The 19,107-nt window shown below is 45.0% G+C and carries 14 protein-coding genes and 3 tRNA genes; 14 read left to right on the top strand and 3 right to left on the bottom strand.

Annotated elements, in window-relative coordinates; translation table 11 throughout:
- The first annotated feature begins 8 nt into the window (after window positions 1-8).
- From AB4375_RS16430 to AB4375_RS16420, 3 genes are all read left to right on the top strand, one after another.
- Window positions 9-84: transfer RNA gene (locus AB4375_RS16430), tRNA-Gly, on the top strand.
- 51 nt (window positions 85-135) lie between these two features.
- Window positions 136-212: transfer RNA gene (locus tag AB4375_RS16425), tRNA-Met, on the top strand.
- Window positions 213-245: 33 nt separating this feature from the next.
- A tRNA-Gly gene (locus AB4375_RS16420) sits at window positions 246-321 on the top strand.
- 632 nt (window positions 322-953) lie between these two features.
- Here the strand turns inward: AB4375_RS16420 and queG are convergent.
- On the bottom strand, window positions 954-2,132 hold the full coding sequence (queG, locus tag AB4375_RS16415) for a tRNA epoxyqueuosine(34) reductase QueG (RefSeq protein WP_372052028.1): 1,179 nt from the start codon (window positions 2,130-2,132) through the stop codon (window positions 954-956).
- Window positions 2,133-2,372: 240 nt separating this feature from the next.
- Here queG and tsaE point away from each other — a divergent pair, with 240 nt between their 5' ends.
- The 8 genes from tsaE (at window position 2,373) to hflC (ending at window position 11,884) form a co-directional block, all read left to right on the top strand.
- Window positions 2,373-2,837, top strand: a complete 465-nt coding sequence (gene tsaE, locus AB4375_RS16410; RefSeq protein WP_004735870.1) for a tRNA (adenosine(37)-N6)-threonylcarbamoyltransferase complex ATPase subunit type 1 TsaE — start codon at window positions 2,373-2,375, stop codon at window positions 2,835-2,837.
- On the top strand, window positions 2,831-4,546 hold the full coding sequence (locus AB4375_RS16405; RefSeq protein WP_372052027.1) for an N-acetylmuramoyl-L-alanine amidase: 1,716 nt from the start codon (window positions 2,831-2,833) through the stop codon (window positions 4,544-4,546). Before tsaE ends, AB4375_RS16405 begins: the two co-directional genes overlap by 7 nt.
- A gap of 102 nt (window positions 4,547-4,648) precedes the next feature.
- The gene (mutL, locus tag AB4375_RS16400) at window positions 4,649-6,835 is read left to right on the top strand and encodes a DNA mismatch repair endonuclease MutL (RefSeq protein WP_372052026.1); all 2,187 of its coding nucleotides are present in this window, start codon (window positions 4,649-4,651) and stop codon (window positions 6,833-6,835) included.
- Window positions 6,836-6,932: 97 nt separating this feature from the next.
- On the top strand, window positions 6,933-7,865 hold the full coding sequence (gene miaA, locus AB4375_RS16395) for a tRNA (adenosine(37)-N6)-dimethylallyltransferase MiaA (protein WP_017059926.1): 933 nt from the start codon (window positions 6,933-6,935) through the stop codon (window positions 7,863-7,865).
- A 193-nt stretch (window positions 7,866-8,058) separates the two neighbouring features.
- On the top strand, window positions 8,059-8,322 hold the full coding sequence (hfq, locus tag AB4375_RS16390) for an RNA chaperone Hfq (protein ID WP_017059927.1): 264 nt from the start codon (window positions 8,059-8,061) through the stop codon (window positions 8,320-8,322).
- A 44-nt stretch (window positions 8,323-8,366) separates the two neighbouring features.
- Entirely contained in the window at window positions 8,367-9,674 is a 1,308-nt protein-coding gene (gene hflX, locus AB4375_RS16385) for a ribosome rescue GTPase HflX (RefSeq protein WP_017059928.1), read from the top strand.
- A gap of 27 nt (window positions 9,675-9,701) precedes the next feature.
- Window positions 9,702-10,904 carry an FtsH protease activity modulator HflK gene (gene hflK, locus AB4375_RS16380; protein ID WP_372052024.1) on the top strand — a complete coding sequence of 401 codons (1,203 nt, stop codon included), beginning with the start codon at window positions 9,702-9,704 and terminating at the stop codon, window positions 10,902-10,904.
- 2 nt (window positions 10,905-10,906) lie between these two features.
- Window positions 10,907-11,884: a protease modulator HflC gene (hflC, locus tag AB4375_RS16375; RefSeq protein WP_017059930.1), complete on the top strand. Its 978-nt coding sequence runs from the start codon at window positions 10,907-10,909 to the stop codon at window positions 11,882-11,884.
- 189 nt (window positions 11,885-12,073) lie between these two features.
- Here the strand turns inward: hflC and AB4375_RS16370 are convergent, their stop codons facing one another.
- Window positions 12,074-12,262 (bottom strand): DUF2065 domain-containing protein, encoded by a 189-nt coding sequence (locus AB4375_RS16370; RefSeq protein ID WP_010434105.1) that lies wholly within the window; start codon window positions 12,260-12,262, stop codon window positions 12,074-12,076.
- A 172-nt stretch (window positions 12,263-12,434) separates the two neighbouring features.
- Between AB4375_RS16370 and AB4375_RS16365 the strand changes: the two genes are divergently transcribed.
- Window positions 12,435-13,751, top strand: coding sequence for an adenylosuccinate synthase (locus AB4375_RS16365; RefSeq protein WP_010434108.1), 1,317 nt, complete (start codon window positions 12,435-12,437; stop codon window positions 13,749-13,751).
- Window positions 13,752-14,049: 298 nt separating this feature from the next.
- Window positions 14,050-14,685 (top strand): flagellar protein MotX, encoded by a 636-nt coding sequence (gene motX, locus AB4375_RS16360; RefSeq protein WP_017063177.1) that lies wholly within the window; start codon window positions 14,050-14,052, stop codon window positions 14,683-14,685.
- A gap of 143 nt (window positions 14,686-14,828) precedes the next feature.
- Here motX and AB4375_RS16355 read toward each other — a convergent pair whose 3' ends face one another.
- Complete coding sequence (locus AB4375_RS16355; protein ID WP_136979333.1) at window positions 14,829-16,238, bottom strand: amidohydrolase; 1,410 nt, start codon at window positions 16,236-16,238, stop codon at window positions 14,829-14,831.
- A 247-nt stretch (window positions 16,239-16,485) separates the two neighbouring features.
- On the opposite strand from AB4375_RS16355, the gene rnr reads away from it, so the two are divergent.
- Window positions 16,486-18,987: a ribonuclease R gene (gene rnr / locus AB4375_RS16350; RefSeq protein WP_017063179.1), complete on the top strand. Its 2,502-nt coding sequence runs from the start codon at window positions 16,486-16,488 to the stop codon at window positions 18,985-18,987.
- Window positions 18,988-19,107: the final 120 nt, after the last annotated feature.

Below are 19,107 nucleotides of genomic sequence, written 5' to 3'. Positions count from 1 at the left end.
TAACTAATGCGATACTAGCTCAGTTGGTAGAGCGCAACCTTGCCAAGGTTGAGGTCATCGGTTCGAACCCGATGTATCGCTCCAAATTCTCTCTTTTTAGAGAACAGAGTCATTAACTTAAATAATGCATCCGGACGCGGGATGGAGCAGTTTGGTAGCTCGTCGGGCTCATAACCCGAAGGTCGTCGGTTCAAATCCGGCTCCCGCAACCACATTACAGTTAAGCGCGATAGCGGTTAACTAATGCGATACTAGCTCAGTTGGTAGAGCGCAACCTTGCCAAGGTTGAGGTCATCGGTTCGAACCCGATGTATCGCTCCACTTTCTTCTAAAAAAGCTATTAAGACTCTTTAAACCACCGTGTTTTTCTTTAGATCACAGAGTTTAAAGGCGACCACAAAGGTCACGCTCTTTCTTTAATGCTGCGAAGCATAATCCCCCAAAAAAGCAAATGATCCTCCATCATGGTGGATATTTTTTTGTCTTAAATTTTTCTTAGCAACTGAAATGCTAGTAAATATCAGGTCTCTGAAGCAGACACTTGAGGTTTTTCACATCTATAAACAGACTTATCCACAAAATGTTAGGTGTGGATAACTTGGTTGATAAAGTTGTTTCAGGCTTAATTCTTTACCTATCCCTAAAAGATCTTTCTTGTTTTCAATATATTATATGAATTGCAGCGATCGTAACTTGTTGTTTTTTATCAAGTTAGATGCCTATCTTGGGTTTAATAAAAGATCGTTAACTTGTTGTTTTTTGATCTTAATCATTTATCGGTACTGTGTTTAACTTTGCTCGGGTGTCGGAAGTTTACGAGAGTTCTGAATTTTTTCCACATTGTTAGAATTGAGAACAAGGTCAAACATTGTTCTAAAATTATGTGCAACGAGTTGTCTTAAATATTGGACTATCGATGTGGGTGTCGCTGTCAATCGTTGATACCAAAAGGGCTAGGCGTCTCTTGGTAGTCCTTTCTCTACTATACGTATCAGTCTGTGCTTTTTGGTGGAGATTTTGCTGTTACTTTTTTGCACACAGCTATTTTTCTGCGTAGAGCTATCTTCTTGCACACTGCTAGCGTTGGGTAACTGCTGTAGTTGTTTATTCAAAGCCCACTCAATATGCACATCAAGCATTTCGTTTTTGCCTTGATGAGACTCCAGGGTTTCAATAATGCGTTGTTGAAATGGTGCATTGCCCATCGCAACAAAGATATTGCGTAACCACTGGGTGTGGCCGATACGTCTGATTGCTGAGCCTTCCATTTTCTTTAGGAAGGTTGCTTCGTCCCAACTTGAAAGTGAAACCAGATCGGCTTCTTGGAAATCTTCTCTGCGGTGAAAGTCTGTTTGCTCTGTGAGTTCGGCATGACGATTCCACGGGCAAACTAACTGACAATCATCGCAACCGTAGATACGGTTACCAATGGCATCTCTATACTCTTCAGGGATCACACCATCATATTCAATGGTTAAGTACGAAATACATTTGCGCGCATCAACCACGCCATCAGCAATAATGGCACCCGTTGGGCAAGAAGTGATACATGCGGTGCATTTGCCGCACTCATCAACATTGGGTTCATCCGTGGGAAGAGGGATGTTAACTAACAGCTCCCCTAGAAAGAACCAAGAGCCAGCGTCTTTATCAAGAATTAATGAGTGTTTACCTGTCCAGCCCAACCCTGCTTTTTGAGCGAGTGGTCTTTCCAAAATGGGCGCTGAATCGACGAAAGGGCGTGAGTCTAAACCCTCGACCTCTTTTTCAATTCTTTGTCCTAGCTTTTTCAACTGGTTACGGAACAATTTGTGATAGTCGCGGCCTAAAGAATAGCGGCTGATGTAGGCTTGAGTGGTATCGCTTAGGTTAGAGGCGAACTGAGCTTCTGGTGGTAGGTAGTTCATTCGAGCGCTGATCACTCGAATTGTGCCTGGGTGAAGTTCATCAGGACGTGCACGCATCATCCCATGTCGAGCCATCCAATCCATTTCGCCGTGGTTGCCAGCATCTAGCCATGCTTGAAGAGGGGCTTCGTGTTCACTTAAATCAACATCGCAGATGCCAACTTTTTGAAAGCCCAGCTCTTTTCCCCAGATTTTAATTTTTTCAGCAAGATGGTCTAGATTCATGGCTTATTTCTTATTTTCTCTGTTTTACAATTAGAGATAAGGCTAATTAAAATTAGGTTCGGCAAAAATGGGGGCGGATCTTAACGGATCTTAGTGGTGTTGACCAGAACAGACGCGTTTTGAGCAGTATTTTTCATAGAACTTACACTTGAGTGCTTGTCTCCCAAAAGCATCACGGTTTACTATTCTTGTTCTTTTGATTTTTATATAGTCAACGATCGATTTTTAGAGAACGTATTCATGAGCACGAAACAATTTACTTTGAAAGATGAACAAGCAACGATTCAATTAGGAACGGAGCTTTCTAATCTTTGCTCACAGCAGACGACTATTTATCTGCATGGTGATCTTGGCGCAGGCAAAACGACCTTTAGTCGTGGCTTTGTAAAAGCGCTTGGCCATCAAGGAAATGTAAAGAGCCCAACGTATACTCTAGTTGAACCTTATCAACTTGCAGATTGGCAGGTGTACCACTTTGACCTTTATCGCCTAGCCGATCCTGAAGAGTTAGAGTTTATGGGAATTCGTGACTACTTTACTCCGGATGCTATCTGTTTGGTTGAATGGCCTGAGAAAGGTTATGGGATGCTACCAGAAGCCGATTTGGATATTGATATTCGTTACCAAGACGATCACCGTATTGTTTCTTTAACCGCTAATAGTGAATACGGACAGCGCTTACTTAGTCAGTTGGAGTTATGTTGATTTCTAAACGCCTTATTTCAACAGTGGCCATGATGGCTGCTGTTTTTTCTATACTGTTTTCTTCACTTGTTTCTGCAAACTCACTGAAAAGTTTAAGGGTTTGGCCTTCTCCAGAAGGAACTCGTGTGGTTATCGACTTAAAATCAGAAGCGGACTTTAGCTATTTCACCCTGAGTAGCCCGAGTCGCTTAGTGGTTGATTTAAAAAATACCAGTCTTGCGACTAAGTTACCGGTCGAGGTGAAAGACAGCCCTGTTCTATCTAAGATTCGTAAGAGCTCACCGCCAGACAAAAACACCTATCGCTTGGTTTTTGAGTTAAAGCAGTCGTCTAAAGCAGAATTATTCAAACTGAGCCCGACCCCAGGTGGTCAGTATGGACACCGTTTGGTGATCGACTTACCTCATGGTGAGGCAAGTAAAGCGACATCGACACCGAGTAAGCCAACGGTAAGTAAGAACATTAATCAGGTTAAGCGCCAGAAAGATATTCTAATTGTGATTGATCCTGGCCACGGTGGTGAAGACCCAGGTTCGATTGGTCCTACGCGTAAATACGAAAAAGACGCGACTCTGAGTATTTCTAAGAAGTTAGCAGCTCAACTGAATGCGGTCCCGGGGATCAAAACTCGTATGACTCGTAATGCTGATTACTTTGTGAACCTGAATCGACGTGTTGCGATTGCTCGAGAGAATGAAGCTCACCTGTTGATCTCTATTCACGCCGACGCCTTTACGACGCCTCAACCAAGAGGTGGTTCAGTGTTTGTATTGAACACTCGACGCGCAAATACAGAGATCTCTCGTTGGATTGAGAATAAAGAGAAACAGTCTGAATTGCTTGGTGGTAGCGGTGCAGCGTTCACAAGCAATATTGATGATAAGAACGTAAACCAAACCCTGCTTGATTTGCAGTTTAGCCACTCTCAAAAAGAGGGCTACAAACTGGCAACGGCAATTCTGTCTGAAATGGGTAAGGTTGCGAAACTGCACAATAGCAAGCCGATTAACACCAGCTTAGCAGTATTACGTTCACCACAGATCCCATCAGTACTGGTAGAGACAGGTTTTATTTCGAATCCGACGGAAGAGAAGCTTCTTTTCCAACGTTCGCACCAAGATAAATTGGCACGAGCAGTGACTAAAGCGGTGGTTAAGTATTTGAAGGCTAACCCGCCTGAAGGGATTATCTTGTCTAACGCAACGTCATCAACGGGCAGCGTGAGCCAACATAAAGTCTCTCGTGGTGAGTCTTTGTCTGTGATTGCGAGCAAGTATGGTACGTCGACACAGACGTTGATGAAGTTCAACAATCTGAAATCGAGCAGCCTAGCAATTGGCCAAGTACTTAAGATTCCAGGCAGTGCTTCAACTTCATCATCAAGCAGTGCGGTTAAAACGAAGACCATCACTCACACGGTTAAGTCTGGAGAGTACCTAGGTAAGATCGCCAGCCGCTATAAAGTGTCGGTGGCTGATATTAAACGTGAGAACCGTTTGAAATCAGAGACGGTGAGAGTAGGCCAAAAGTTACGTATTACGGTTGAAGTTAAAGATGTTCCTCTGCGCAAACACAAAGTTGCAAGAGGTGATTACCTTGGCAAGATAGCTTCGAAATATGGCGTGAGCGTCAACAGCATTCGCCAAGCGAATAAGCTAAGATCTGACAGTCTAGCTATCGGCCAAGTGTTGATTATTCCTCACAAGTAGTCTTGGGAATGCTAAACAGCTTCAGGTATATCAATGATAAAAAATAAGAACTAGTGCAAACGTAGCAGCGTTTCCATCAATGGCAGTAAGGTAGCTATAAATATGACGATCAAAATACTGCCAGCTCGGTTAGCTAACCAAATCGCAGCGGGTGAGGTGGTAGAAAGACCCGCTTCTGTTGTAAAAGAGTTGGTTGAGAACAGTTTGGATTCGGGTGCCACTCGTATCGATATTGATATCGAGAAAGGTGGCGCCAAGATGATCCGCGTTCGTGACAATGGTAAAGGCATCGTAAAAGATGAGCTTGCCTTGGCACTGAGTCGTCATGCTACCTCCAAAATCCACACTCTTGATGACCTAGAGGCGATCGTCAGCCTCGGTTTCCGTGGTGAAGCGCTGGCGAGTATTAGCTCGGTTGCGCGCTTGACCATGACTTCACGCCCTGCCACTCAAGATCAAGCTTGGGCAGCACACAGTGAAGGTCGTGATATGCAGGTAAAACTGCAGCCAGCAGCACACCCAATTGGTACTTCGGTTGAGGTGTTGGATCTGTTCTTCAATACGCCAGCACGCCGCAAATTCTTACGCACCGAGAAAACTGAATTCACCCATATTGATGAGTTGCTTAAACGCATCGCATTGAGTCGTTTTGATGTGACGATCAACCTTCGTCATAACGGCAAGATGATTCGTCAGTACCGCGCTGCCAAGACAGAAGTTCAAGCAGAAAAGCGCATCGCTGCGGTATGTGGCAATCCTTTTGTTCGCCATATGCTTAAGATCGAACTTGAGCACCAAGGCTTAAAACTTCATGGCTGGATCACCACGCCAGAAGGAGCAAGACAACAAAGCGACCTACAATACTGCTATGTGAATGGTCGTATGATGCGTGACAAGCTGATCAATCATGCGATTCGTCAAAGCTACGAAACCAGCCTGCGTCCAGACCAATTCGCGACGTATGTGTTGTTCATTGAACTCGACCCACATCAGGTGGACGTGAATGTCCACCCTGCAAAACATGAAGTGCGTTTTCATCAAGCGCGCCTTGTGCATGACTTTATTTACCAAGCATTGAGTGATGGTTTAGCACAGAGCAAGCAGATCGATGCTGCACCAATCAATCAGTCGGCTTTTCATCAGTCAGAAGTGATTCATCATCAGCAAGATAGTACGAGCTCTGCAGTTGATGGTGTTGCAAGTTTCGCTGAGCCAGAAAGCGTAATGCTTAGCCGTTCGGATCAAACCCAAGTTTCGGATAGGGTGCGACACGCTATTGAGCAAACGCCTTCCTACCCGAGAAAAGCAGAATCAGAGCACGCTTTTGATAAGCCTCAACACAGCGTTAATGATGGTGGGCGACACTATGCTCCATCAACCAGCTCAAGTTCATCTGCTGGCCGAAGCTCGGCTACTAGTGACAGCAGTTTTACCGGTTCCTCTCGCCAAGAGTGGATAGAGTCTCGACCTGAACCTAAAAAAGAGAAAGAGCCACACCAACATCATGGTGAACCCGCGCCATCTAAGCGAGAAGTGAAAGCCTATAAAGAGCTTCTGAAAACGCCAGATTTTGATGAGCAAGTTGTACAGCCTTCACTTTCTCAAGAGCATGTGGCACCAGTAGAAACCAGAGACAACTTAGAAAATAAAGAAAATAAAGAAGCTAAGCCTGCTCAACAGAATCCTGTTCATTTAAAGCCAAGAGCACCTGTAACGGACTTGGGCAAAGCGGTCTCGATTGTGGAACGTCAGTATCTGGTAATGGGCAATAAGAACGGCAGTGTGCTGGTTTCCTTGGCTAAGGCTGAGTTATTGCGTGTTGTTGGTCAGCTTGATACTCGAGGTGGTGCGTTAAAAAGCCAACCACTATTGGTGCCTTTATCGATTAAGCTGGGTAGTGAACTTGTCGAAGTTGCTAAGGCGCTGAGTCAAACTCTGGCATTACTGGGGATTGAGCTTAAGGCGCGAAACAGCGAGGCGGTAATGGTGATGGGCGTGCCTTCTCCTTTAAGGCAGCAAAACTTACAAATTTTGATCCCAGATCTGTTATCTTACGCGGCTTCAATAAATGCCCAGGGTGCAGTGAAGCAACCTAATGACATGTTGTCAGCTTTGGTTAACTGGATCGGGATTCAAACCGCACAAGTAAAAAGCGACTACACTTTATCTGAAGCGGTTCAACTAGTTGGGGAACTAGAACAACTTTGGCATGGTCTACTTCCATTAGATGATCCAGAGTTTGTTAATCCTATCGACTTTTCAGCGACTATAGCCGCGTTTACGGTTTAATTTTTTCGCGACGACCTTTGTCTTTTTAGCTGAATACGTCGCGACACAAAGCCCTTTGCTAAAAAGCGCTAAAACAGAGAAGCAAATACAAAATATCATGACTGAAAAATTACCTTTAGCGTTGTTTTTAATGGGCCCAACGGCGTCAGGAAAAACAGATTTAGCTATCCGCTTACGTCAGAAATACCCTGTAGAGATCATCAGCGTCGATTCGGCATTGATCTACAAAGACATGGATATTGGTACCGCTAAACCGGATGCGGAAGAGCTTGAGCTCGCGCCTCATCGCTTGATTGATATTTTGGATCCAAGCGAAGCGTATTCTGCGGCAGATTTTCGTCGTGATGCGATCAATGAAATGAATAAGATTGTAGCGGAAGGCAAAATCCCGTTACTTGTTGGTGGCACAATGCTGTACTACAAAGCATTGTTGGAAGGTTTATCGCCATTACCAGCCGCGGATCAAGAGATTCGTAAGCAGATTGAAGCGGAATCTATCGAACAAGGTTGGCAGGCATTGCACGATCAATTAAGAGAGATAGATCCCGTATCCGCTGAAAGAATACACCCAAATGATCCACAAAGGCTTTCAAGGGCATTGGAAGTTTACCGAATTTCGGGTAAAACATTAACAGAGCTAACTCAAACGAAAGGCGATAGCCTGCCATTTCGTGTAAAACAATTTGCAATAGCTCCCAAGGAAAGGACTGAACTCCATCGCCGCATTGAGCTGCGTTTCGAGAAGATGATAGAAGCTGGGTTTGAAGATGAAATGAAGGCGTTGTACGCCAGAGAAGATCTTCACCCTGAACTGCCATCGATCCGATGCGTTGGTTATAGGCAGATGTGGGATTATTTAGACGGTAATTGTGATTTAGACGAAGCGGTTTTCCGTGGTGTCTGTGCAACCCGTCAGTTGGCCAAGCGACAAATCACCTGGTTGCGCAGTTGGGATGATTTAACTTGGTTAGATAGCGAAAACATTGATCAAGCGTTAGAAACTCTTTCAGATGCAATAGCATCTGATTAGTATTGCTGTGTATAATGTGATCGCTTTTGCGTGAATATACTCTGGAAAGGATCCGTTATTGAGGCTTTTAAAAAATCACAGCCTTTCAATAACAACGGAGTTTTTTTATTCATTTAGCTCAGATGCAAAGGCCGCACCTTTTTGTGCACCACTAGCTAAATAATTACAACAAAATACAAATAAGGAAAATAAAATGGCTAAGGGGCAATCGCTACAAGACCCATTCCTAAATGCACTCCGTCGTGAGCGCATTCCAGTCTCTATCTATCTTGTTAACGGCATTAAGCTGCAAGGTCAGATCGAGTCTTTCGATCAATTCGTGATCTTATTGAAGAACACAGTAAACCAAATGGTTTACAAGCATGCGATTTCTACTGTGGTACCTGCTCGCGCAGTTAGTCACCACAGCGGCGAGCAACGCACGCCATCTGATCGTCCAGAGAAGACTGAAGATTAATCGTTCAATTTGTACAGCTTGCGCTGTAATAAGGAGTTGGTTGCTTGTTTGACCGTTATGAATCCGGCGAGCGAGCCGTACTTGTTCATATCAACTTCACGCAAGAGGGAGAATGGGAAGATCTAAGCGAATGTGAAATGCTGGTCTCCTCAGCGGGGGTAGAAACGCTACAAGTGATTACTGGTAGCCGACAATCCCCACTCCCTAAATACTACGTTGGAGAAGGTAAAGCCCTAGAAATCGCACAAGCTGTTCAGCTAACCGGTGCTGAAATTGTGATTTTTAACCACTCCCTCTCCCCTGCCCAAGAGCGCAACCTCGAGCAATTGTGTAAATGTCGTGTGATTGATCGCACGGGTTTGATCTTAGATATTTTTGCACAACGTGCGCGAACTCATGAAGGTAAGCTACAAGTTGAGCTCGCTCAGCTTCGTCATATCTCTACCCGATTGATTCGTGGTTGGACTCACCTTGAAAGGCAGAAAGGTGGTATTGGTCTTCGTGGTCCAGGTGAAACTCAACTGGAAACCGATCGACGTTTGTTGCGTGACCGTATAAAGGCAATACTACGTCGTTTAGCGAAAGTTGCTAAACAGCGTGAACAAGGACGACGTGCTCGTAATCGAGCTGAAATCCCAACAATTTCTTTGGTTGGTTATACCAACGCAGGGAAATCAACACTTTTCAATCGCATCACAAGTGCTGGTGTTTATGCGGCAGACCAACTGTTTGCAACCCTAGACCCAACACTACGTAAGATTGATTTGGCAGATGTCGGGCCTGCAATTCTCGCAGATACCGTAGGTTTTATCCGTCATCTACCACACGACTTGGTCGCTGCGTTCAAGGCAACATTACAAGAGACGCAGGAAGCTGACATTTTGTTACATGTTGTTGATGCCAGTGATGACCGTTTTCGTGAGAACATTCAGGCTGTTCATGAAGTATTAGAAGAAATCGATGCTCATGAAGTGCCAACCCTTGTAGTCATGAACAAAATTGACTGCATGGAAGACCAAAAACCTCGAATTGAAAGAGACGAAGAGGGCGCACCTCGCGCTGTTTGGGTTTCTGCAATGGAAGGAGAAGGTATTGAACTGCTGTTTGAAGCTTTAACTGAGCGTTTAGCTAGCCAGATGGTTCAATTCCGGTTGTGTATTCCACATCAACATCAGGGCCGTATTCGCAGCTTATTCTTCGAGATGAAATGTATTCAACAGGAAGAGTATGATGAAAATGGTAACTTGTTGATAGATATCCGAATGCAACAAATAGATTGGTCTAAACTTGAAAAAAGAGAAGGGGCGCTCTTAGGTGACTTTATCGTTACCAAAGAGACTGCTACAGTATAACGTCATATCAAATGATGGAGCTTTCTAATGGCGTGGAATGAGCCTGGAAATAACAACAACGGCGATAATAACGGCCGCGATAATGACCCTTGGGGTAATAAAAATAATCGCGGCGGCCGAGATCAAGGACCGCCAGATCTAGACGAAGTGTTTAGTAAACTAAGTCAAAAGTTAGGTGGCAAGTTTGGTAAAAAAGGTGGCAACAGCAACGGACCATCTATTGGTGGTGGCGGTGCAATTGGCTTTGGTGTCATTGCCGTTATTGCTATTGCTATCTGGTTCTTCGCTGGTTTCTACACTGTTGGCGAAGCAGAAAGAGCAGTAGTACTTCGACTGGGTCAGTTCGACCGTATCGAAGAACCTGGTCTTAACTGGCACCCACGCTTCATCGATGAAATCAGTGATGAGCAACTAGTAAACGTTCAAGCGATTCGTTCTCTACGTGCTGCTGGCACGATGCTAACGAAAGATGAAAACGTTGTGACCGTTGAAATGGGTGTTCAATACCGTGTTTCTGACCCATACAAGTACTTGTATCGTGTAACGAATGCAGACGACAGTTTACGCCAAGCAACCGATTCTGCGCTTCGTGCGGTAATTGGTGACTCACTAATGGATAGTATCCTGACAAGTGGTCGTCAGCAGATTCGTCAAAGCACTCAAGAAACGTTGAACCGTATTATTGATAGCTACGATATGGGTATTCTGATTGTTGATGTGAACTTCCAGTCAGCACGTCCACCTGAGCAAGTGAAAGATGCATTTGATGATGCTATCGCGGCTCGTGAGGATGAAGAGCGTTTTGAACGTGAAGCTGAAGCTTACCGAAATGACATTCTTCCAAAAGCAACAGGTCGTGCTGAGCGTTTGAAGAAAGAAGCGGTGGGTTACTCAGAGCGCACAGTTAATGGTGCTCTAGGTCAAGTTGCTCAATTCGAGAAACTGCTACCTGAATACCAAGCTGCTCCTGAAGTAACACGTAACCGTATGTACCTAGATACAATGGAAAAAGTGTACTCAAGCACATCGAAAGTCCTGATTGATTCTGAATCAAGCGGTAACTTGCTATACCTACCAATTGATAAGCTAGGCGCACAAGGTGGTTCTCAGTCGGGCTCTCGCCCTGCAAAAGCATCATCAACTTACGATCAAATTGAGTTAGAAACTCAAGCGGATCCAAAGCCTAGCACTCAAACTCGTTCAGACAGTTCACGCCAAGGGAGATACTAATAATGCGTAAATTAATGATCCCTGTATTAGTTGTGACGATTGCCCTTCTATTGATGTCAGTGTTTGTGATTCAAGAAGGTGAGCGTGGCATGGTAATTCGTTTTGGTCGAGTTCTCGATGACAACGGCGTATCACGAATCTATGAACCAGGTCTGCACTTTAAACTACCGATGTTTGATCGCGTAAAAGTACTTGATGCTCGTATTCAAACGATGGATGGCCGTTCTGACCGTTTCGTAACATCAGAGAAAAAAGACGTTCTAATTGATACTTACGCAAAATGGCGTATTGCTGATTTTGGACGTTTCTATCTGAGTACCGGTGGCGGTAATATCATGACGGCAGAAGCACTTCTTGAGCGTAAAGTGACAGATGTTCTTCGTTCTGAAATTGGTTCTCGTGAAATTAAGCAGATCGTGTCAGGCCCTCGTAACAAGGACATCCTGCCAGACTCTGCTGATAGCGAAGTCGTCACAACGGTAGCGGCTGCAGAAGCACTAGAAGTTGATGGCGAACGCGATAAGATCATGGAAAACGTTTTGTCTGGAACGGCAGAAAGTGCGATGGCTGATTTAGGTGTTGAAGTTGTTGATTTTCGTATGAAGAAGATTAACCTTCCTGACGAAATCAGTGAATCTATCTACCGCCGTATGCGTGCAGAACGTGAATCGGTTGCTCGTAGACACCGTTCTCAAGGTCGTGAGAAAGCGGAAGTTATCCGTGCTCAAGCTGAGCTAGAAGTGGCAACAGTTCTTGCTGAAGCTGACCGTACAGCTCGAATCACTCGTGGTGATGCGGATGCAGAAGCAGCGAAGATCTACTCTGATGCGTTCAGCAAAGATCCTGAGTTCTACGGCTTCATGCGTTCATTGCAAGCTTATGAGACATCATTTAGCGATAAGAGCGACATTCTAGTACTGGATCCGAAGACTGACTTCTTCCAATACATGAATCAAGCAAGCGGCGCTCCAGCAAAATAAGCTGATGCGTTAGCGAATGCTTAGCTTAATAAGCAAAATACGTTAAAACTTAAAAGGCTCCCATTGTGGGAGCCTTTTTGTTTTCTATGACTTCTTTCAGGAGGAGACATGTTTGTGGATTCACTATTGGGGCGCGAGGGAAGGCGCTTAACAGAGTGGTACTTATAAACAGATTAGTACTTATAGAAACTAACGGTAGGTCATGAAAGCGATAACCGCTCCAGCCACCACAAGACAGCCTCCAATGCGGCGCAGTTGCGTGTCTGGTTGCTCGCTCAGTTGCGCGACCATGTTTCTCCAGCCATTGGGTGCAATCAAGGGGCCGAGCCCTTCCACAATAAGTACGAGCCCAATAGCGAGCCAAATTGATTGAGACATGGTTCTGCCTTTTGTCTGTAAAAAAGCAATGATATCAGTATCTTTACACATCTGCCCCCAGTTATGGCGGGTTTATTTTTGTACAGCGTTAACGTTTATGAACAAAAAGTGACTGCAAGAAGTGTGATTCAGTGCTAGAATCCATTTTTAATTAGCAACAGAAATTGGAAAGATGGGAAATAACGTAGTCGTTCTAGGCACCCAATGGGGTGATGAAGGTAAAGGTAAAATCGTTGACCTTTTAACTGAAGATGCAAAATACGTGGTTCGCTACCAAGGCGGTCACAATGCAGGTCACACACTTGTAATTGACGGTGAAAAAACCGTTCTTCACTTAATTCCATCAGGCATCCTACGTAATAACGTTAAATGTGTTATTGGTAACGGTGTAGTATTATCGCCTGACGCACTTCTAAAAGAAATGAAGCCTCTTGAAGATCGCGGTATTCCAGTACGTGAACGTCTTTTCATCTCTGAAGCTTGTCCTCTAATTCTTCCGTACCACATTGCAATCGACAACGCGCGTGAAATCGCTCGTGGCGCTAAAGCTATCGGTACAACGGGTCGTGGTATCGGTCCTGCTTACGAAGATAAAGTTGCTCGTCGCGGTCTACGCGTTGGCGACCTTTTCGATAAAGAAGCATTTGCTGAGAAGCTAAAAGAAGTGATGGAATTCCACAACTTCCAACTAGAGCACTTCTACAAAGCTGAAACAGTAAGCTACGAAGAAGTTCTTGAGCAAGCGATGAGCTACGCAGACATGTTAACTGCGATGGTTATCGACGTAACTGACGAACTAGACGCAGCACGTAAGCGCGGCGACAAGATCATGTTCGAAGGTGCTCAAGGTACGCTACTAGATATCGACCACGGTACTTACCCATACGTAACGTCTTCTAACACGACTGCTGGTGGTGTTGCTGCAGGTTCTGGTTTCGGTCCTCGTCACATCGGTTACATCCTTGGTATTACTAAGGCTTACTGTACTCGTGTTGGTTCAGGTCCATTCCCTACTGAGCTATACGATGGCCTTGAGAAGCAAGACCCAGTTGGTAAACACCTAGGCGATGTTGGTCACGAGTTTGGCGCAACAACTGGTCGTCTACGTCGTACTGGTTGGTTCGATGCTGTTGCTATGCGTCGTGCAATCCAAATCAACTCTCTATCTGGTATGTGTCTAACTAAACTAGACGTTCTAGATGGCCTAGAAGAACTAAAAATCTGTACTGGTTACAAGATGAAAGATGGTTCTATCCTAGAAGTTTCTCCAATGGCTGCTGAGTCATTCGAAGAAGCGACGCCAATCTACGAAACAATGCCTGGTTGGTCTGAAAACACATTTGGTGCTAAATCTATCGACGCGCTTCCACAAGCTGCTCTAGATTACATCAAGCGTATCGAAGACCTAACTGGCGTTCCAATTGATATCGTATCAACTGGCCCAGATCGTAACGAAACTATCATCAAGGTTCACCCATACGGCGCATAATGCCTGCTGAGTGATTACCAGGCACGAACAGTGCTTTGATAATAAAATAGTTTTCTAAAAGCCGACTTTATTAAGTCGGCTTTTTAATACCTGCAATTTAGCCGTTCACTCTTTGATGGTGATCTTTTAAGCGTCATCAGGCAAAATATTGCCCATTAGCGGCAAGTTTTGTCTAAAGCCGTCGGGGTTATTGCCGATACAGATATCATGGAAAGTGAAGTTCACCCTGTTTTGTGCGTGTAGAAATCCTCTGCACCCCTCAATAGATAACTTTAGCGAAAGATAATAGAGTGCAGGTATGAAGCTACGAATTGTGGCAGCTTCATTAATAATGGCGCTGAGCTCACCCTTGAGTCATGCTAATTTGGCTGATGTGGGAGAGCCCGTTCCAATATATACAGAAGCTGAGCTGATTAATTTAATCGAAAATAATCAACATCTAGAGCGAGTGAAAGCTGATAAGTGCCAGTTAGTTGAAGATATCGTTGCTCGTGCAACGCGTATTAGCTTGCCTTCTTATGAGTTTTTATACGGTGATATGTTGGCTTGGGGTGTGTGTGTTCCACAAGATGTAGAGCTTGGCCTTTACTATATGGAAAACGCGGCACATCAAGGTTTACCCGCTGCATTAGAGCAGTTAGGTCGTTATTACTCTCGTGGTACTTTGGTACAACAAGATCAAGAGCGTGCGATTCCGTATCTACGTGAAGCGGCCTCTATGGGCAACTTAAGTGCGAGCATTCACTTAGCGGAACTCTTGTTACGTGACTACGGTAGCCCATTGGATTATGAAGATGCTTACCGTTGGTTGTATAACTCGGTAACCGCAGATCAAAGACAACACAGACGTATCACTGTGCTTCGTAGCGGTCTGGAACAGAGAATGCCAGACAATATTATTGCTCGAGCAAAACGTCGAGACGTGTTCTGGTAAGACAGATTATTGAATGAGCAATGATGATTAATGACTGCACTCGTTAATCATCTAAAAAACTCGTATTAAAAAGGCCTCGCTGAGATTCATCAGCGAGGCCTTTTTTGATCTGAACGGAAAACCGTTTATCTAATTCGGTAGCGTTATTGAACCACCTCACCAGACTCAATCACCGTTTCACGAACAGCCTTGGTGAAATCGAGTGCTTCTTGACGAATCTTATCTTCGTCTACCGTTAGCATGTCGCGATCTTGCATGATGATCTTGCCATCAACGATGGAGTGACGAACATTGCCTGAGTTAGCTGAGTACACCAGTGCTGAGTATGGGTTGTAGACTGGAACCATGTTTGGCGCCTTAGTATCGATCACTATGATGTCGGCGAGTTTACCTGCTTCAAGAGAGCCGATCTTATCTTCCATGTGCAGCGCTTTTGCTGCGCCCATGGTCGCCATGTCGATCACTTTGATCGGCGGCATCGCAGCACGATCTTTGTTAACTAGCTTGTGAACCTTAGCGACTTGGTTGAACTCATCAATGGTGCTCAGTGTGTTACCAGACATTGGGCCATCAGTACCTAAACCGATACGCACGTTCTCGTCATACATCTTAAGGGCAGGTGATACACCTTTTGCTGACTTGATGTTAGCACTCATGTTATGAGCCACACCCATATCCGATTTCTTCACCAGTTCGATATCATGTTCGTCAACGAGGATCATGTGTGCACCCACCAAGTTCTTGTTGAGTGCGCCAATGCTGTCCATGTATTGAACCGGGGACAATCCATCAGAACGCTCTGCGATTTTCTCTTCTTCACGGTGTGATTCTGCAAGGTGAATCATTACTGGAACATCTAATTCTAGGGATAGTTTAGATATTTTCTGAAGGATCTCTGTGGTGTTGGTGTAAGGCGCATGCGGGGCAAACGCTGGTGTGATGCGTGGGTGATCTTTGTATTCTTCAATGAAGTTCAACGCGTACTTAATGCCTTCTTCGGCGTTGGCCGCATCGGCGACTGGGAACTTAATCACCGTTTCACCTAGGATGGCACGCATACCGATCTTATCGACGGTTTTTGCGACTTCATCTTCGAAGTAGTACATGTCGGCGTAAGTGGTCACACCGCCTTTCACCATTTCAACGTTACCTAGGTTGGCACCAATGCGTACCATGTCTCGCGATACTAGCTTCTTCTCTAGCGGGAAGATGTAGCGGTGTAGGCGATCTGGCACATCATCGGCCAACGAACGAAAAACTGTCATTGATACATGAGTATGGGTATTGATGAGACCTGGCATAACGATATCGCCATCAACGTCTAACACTTGCTTAGCTTGGTACTGCTTCTCTAGCGAAGCATCACCAACCGCAATGATTTTGTTGTCTTTGACGACAACAGTACCGCTTTCATAAACCGTTTTGTCTTGGTTCATGGTTAGAACCATCGCATCGGTAATCATCAGGTCAGCCTTTTCCATTGCCGAACTTGCGAATGGGAACAGCGCTAGGCTCGCCATAGCTGAAGCCAATAAAGTGCGTTTTAGTTTCATATCATACCCAGAACAGGAGTTGGTAAAGTGCGTGGATAATAGTGTATTTCATTCATGGCGCAAACGTTTGTTTTATCGTTTGCTTGAAATTTTGATGATAATCCACGTCTATGAAGCGATGTTTCACAAAGTGAAGATATGTATCAATCTGAGGTTATTTGAGTGTTTTCTAAAGCATATCTGTAGCTTACCCCTAGCATCAGATATACTAGGGGTATATACCTTCCTTGCTTAAGCAGGCCCGCCTATGTCAAAAAACACACCAACGTCAGAAAATACGACAGCGACAACCACTGTTGATCCTTTTGCCGACCGAGAGTCGAAAAATTACGATAACCCAGTACCAAGCCGAGAGTTCATTATTTCGTTTCTAACAGACGCGAATATTCCGATGAACCGCAACGATCTATTCGAAGCTTTGGGTCTTGCTGGAGAGGAACAATATGAAGGGCTGCGTCGTCGTTTACGTGCAATGGAGCGTGATGGACAGCTTATCTTTACTCGTCGTCAGTGCTACGCATTGCCTGAGAAGATGGAACTGATCAAAGGCTATGTGATTGGTCATAAAGACGGTCATGGTTGGGTTCGCCCAGACGGCAGTGTAGGTAAAGACAATGATATCGTGCTGCCGCATCATCAGATGAAAACCATCATGCACGGTGATTACGTATTGGTTCAGCCTACTGACAACAGTAAGCGTGGCCGTCGTGAAGGTCGCTTGGTTCGTGTGCTTGAAGAGCGTAAAACGCCACTTGTTGGTCGCTTCTTCCTAGAGTACGGCCATTCTTACGTTGTTGCTGATGATTCGCGTATTAGTCACGACATCCAGATCCCTACTGAGCATAAAGGCGGTGCTCGAATGGGTAATGTGGTTGTGATTGAAATTACGGATCGCGGTGGTCGTTCTCGTAACATGATGGGGAAAGTAACCGAAGTTCTTGGTGAAAACATGGCGCCGGGTATGGAAACGCAGATTGCGATCCGTACTCACCAGATCCCACAAGAGTGGCCTGAAGCGGTAGATAAGCAAATCGAAAACCTAGGTGAGCATGTTCCTGAAGAAGCAAAAGAAGGACGTGTAGACCTGCGTAAACTGCCATTGGTTACCATTGATGGTGAAGATGCGCGTGACTTCGATGATGCGGTTTACTGTGAAGCGAAGAAAGGCGGCGGCTGGCGTCTATGGGTAGCGATTGCTGACGTAAGTTACTACGTTCGCCCAGATACAGCGCTAGACAAAGAAGCGATTAACCGTGGTAACTCGGTATACTTCCCGTCACAAGTCGTGCCAATGCTGCCAGAAGTGCTTTCAAATGGTTTGTGTTCATTGAACCCTCAGGTAGACCGTTTATGTATGGTGTGTGAGATGACTATCTCAGACAAAGGTAAACTGTCAGGCTACAAGCACTACGAAGCGGTAATGAATTCTCATGCTCGTCTTACTTATAACAAAGTAGGCGCGATCTTAGATGGCAATGAAGAATTACGTGAGCGTTACGAACCTGAAGTACCACATCTTGAAGAGCTTCATAAGATGTATAAGGTGCTTAAGAAAACGCGTGACGAACGTGGTGCGATTGAATTTGAAACGGTAGAAACTAAGTTTATCTTCAATGCGGATCGTAAGATCGACCGTATTGAGCCAGTAATTCGTAACGATGCACACAAGATCATCGAAGAGTGTATGATTCTGGCGAACATCGCATCGGCATCTTACGTAGAGAAAGCGAAAGAGCCTGCTCTGTACCGTGTTCACGAAACTCCGGGCGAAGAGCGCTTAATGGGCTTCAAGAGCTTTTTAAGTGAATTAGGTTTAACACTGGAAGGTGGTCTGTCGCCATCACCAGTAGACTATGCACAACTGATGCAACAGATTAATGAACGTGAAGACCGTGAATTAATCCAAACTATGCTGCTACGCTCAATGAAGCAAGCGGTATACAACGCGGATAACGCGGGTCACTTTGGTTTAGCTCTTAAACGCTATGCTCACTTTACCTCGCCAATTCGTCGTTACCCAGATTTGCTATTGCACCGTGCGATTAAGTACCTTATTGCGAAAGAAGAAGGTCGTAACAGCGAACGTTGGACGCCAACTGGTGGTTACCACTACACTTTCGATGATATGGACTTCTACGGTGAGCAGTGTTCAATGACTGAACGTCGTGCTGATGACGCAACGCGTGAAGTAAACGACTGGTTGAAGTGTGAATACATGCAAGACCATGTCGGTGAGGTGATGGATGGTGTGATTGCCAACGTGACTGGTTTTGGCTTCTTTGTTCGTCTAACTGAACTGCACATTGATGGCTTGGTACACATCTCAGCGCTAGCGAATGATTACTACCAATTTGATGCTGTTGGTCAGCGTCTAGTGGGTGAAAGCTCAGGTAATATCTACCGCTTGGGTGATTCGGTTAAAGTGAAGGTTTCTGCGGTTAATTTAGAAACTCGCCAAATCGACTTTGACTTAGAAGACACTGATCGTCAGCCGCGTGGCAAAGGCAAAACAGCCAAGAAGCGTGCAGCAGAAGCGATGAAAAAGGCGAAAAGCAAGAAGCGCTCAGCAGTGAAGAGTAATAAGCCAGGTGTATCAGCGAAGCCTATGGTTGAGCCAACTAAGCGACCTGACGGAAGCAGCGAAGGCCCTGCTAAGAAGAAAAAGCCAGCGAATAAAACCGGTGCTGCTAAAGCTCGCGCTAAGAAAAAGCGTGCTGCAAGCCGTAAGCCAAAGGCTGATAACTCTTAAGACTGATAAATCTTAAGGCTAATAAGGCGCTCTGCTAATCAGGTTTAGCGCCTACTGATTTAGTGTGAAATGACTTTAATGCGAGAGTATCAGGCGTAAGACGCTACTCTCGAAATGAAC

The organism is Vibrio sp. 10N.261.51.C6 (genome assembly GCF_041471785.1).
GTDB lineage: Bacteria > Pseudomonadota > Gammaproteobacteria > Enterobacterales > Vibrionaceae > Vibrio > Vibrio crassostreae_C.
This window is presented reverse-complemented; position numbering and strand designations above follow the sequence as displayed.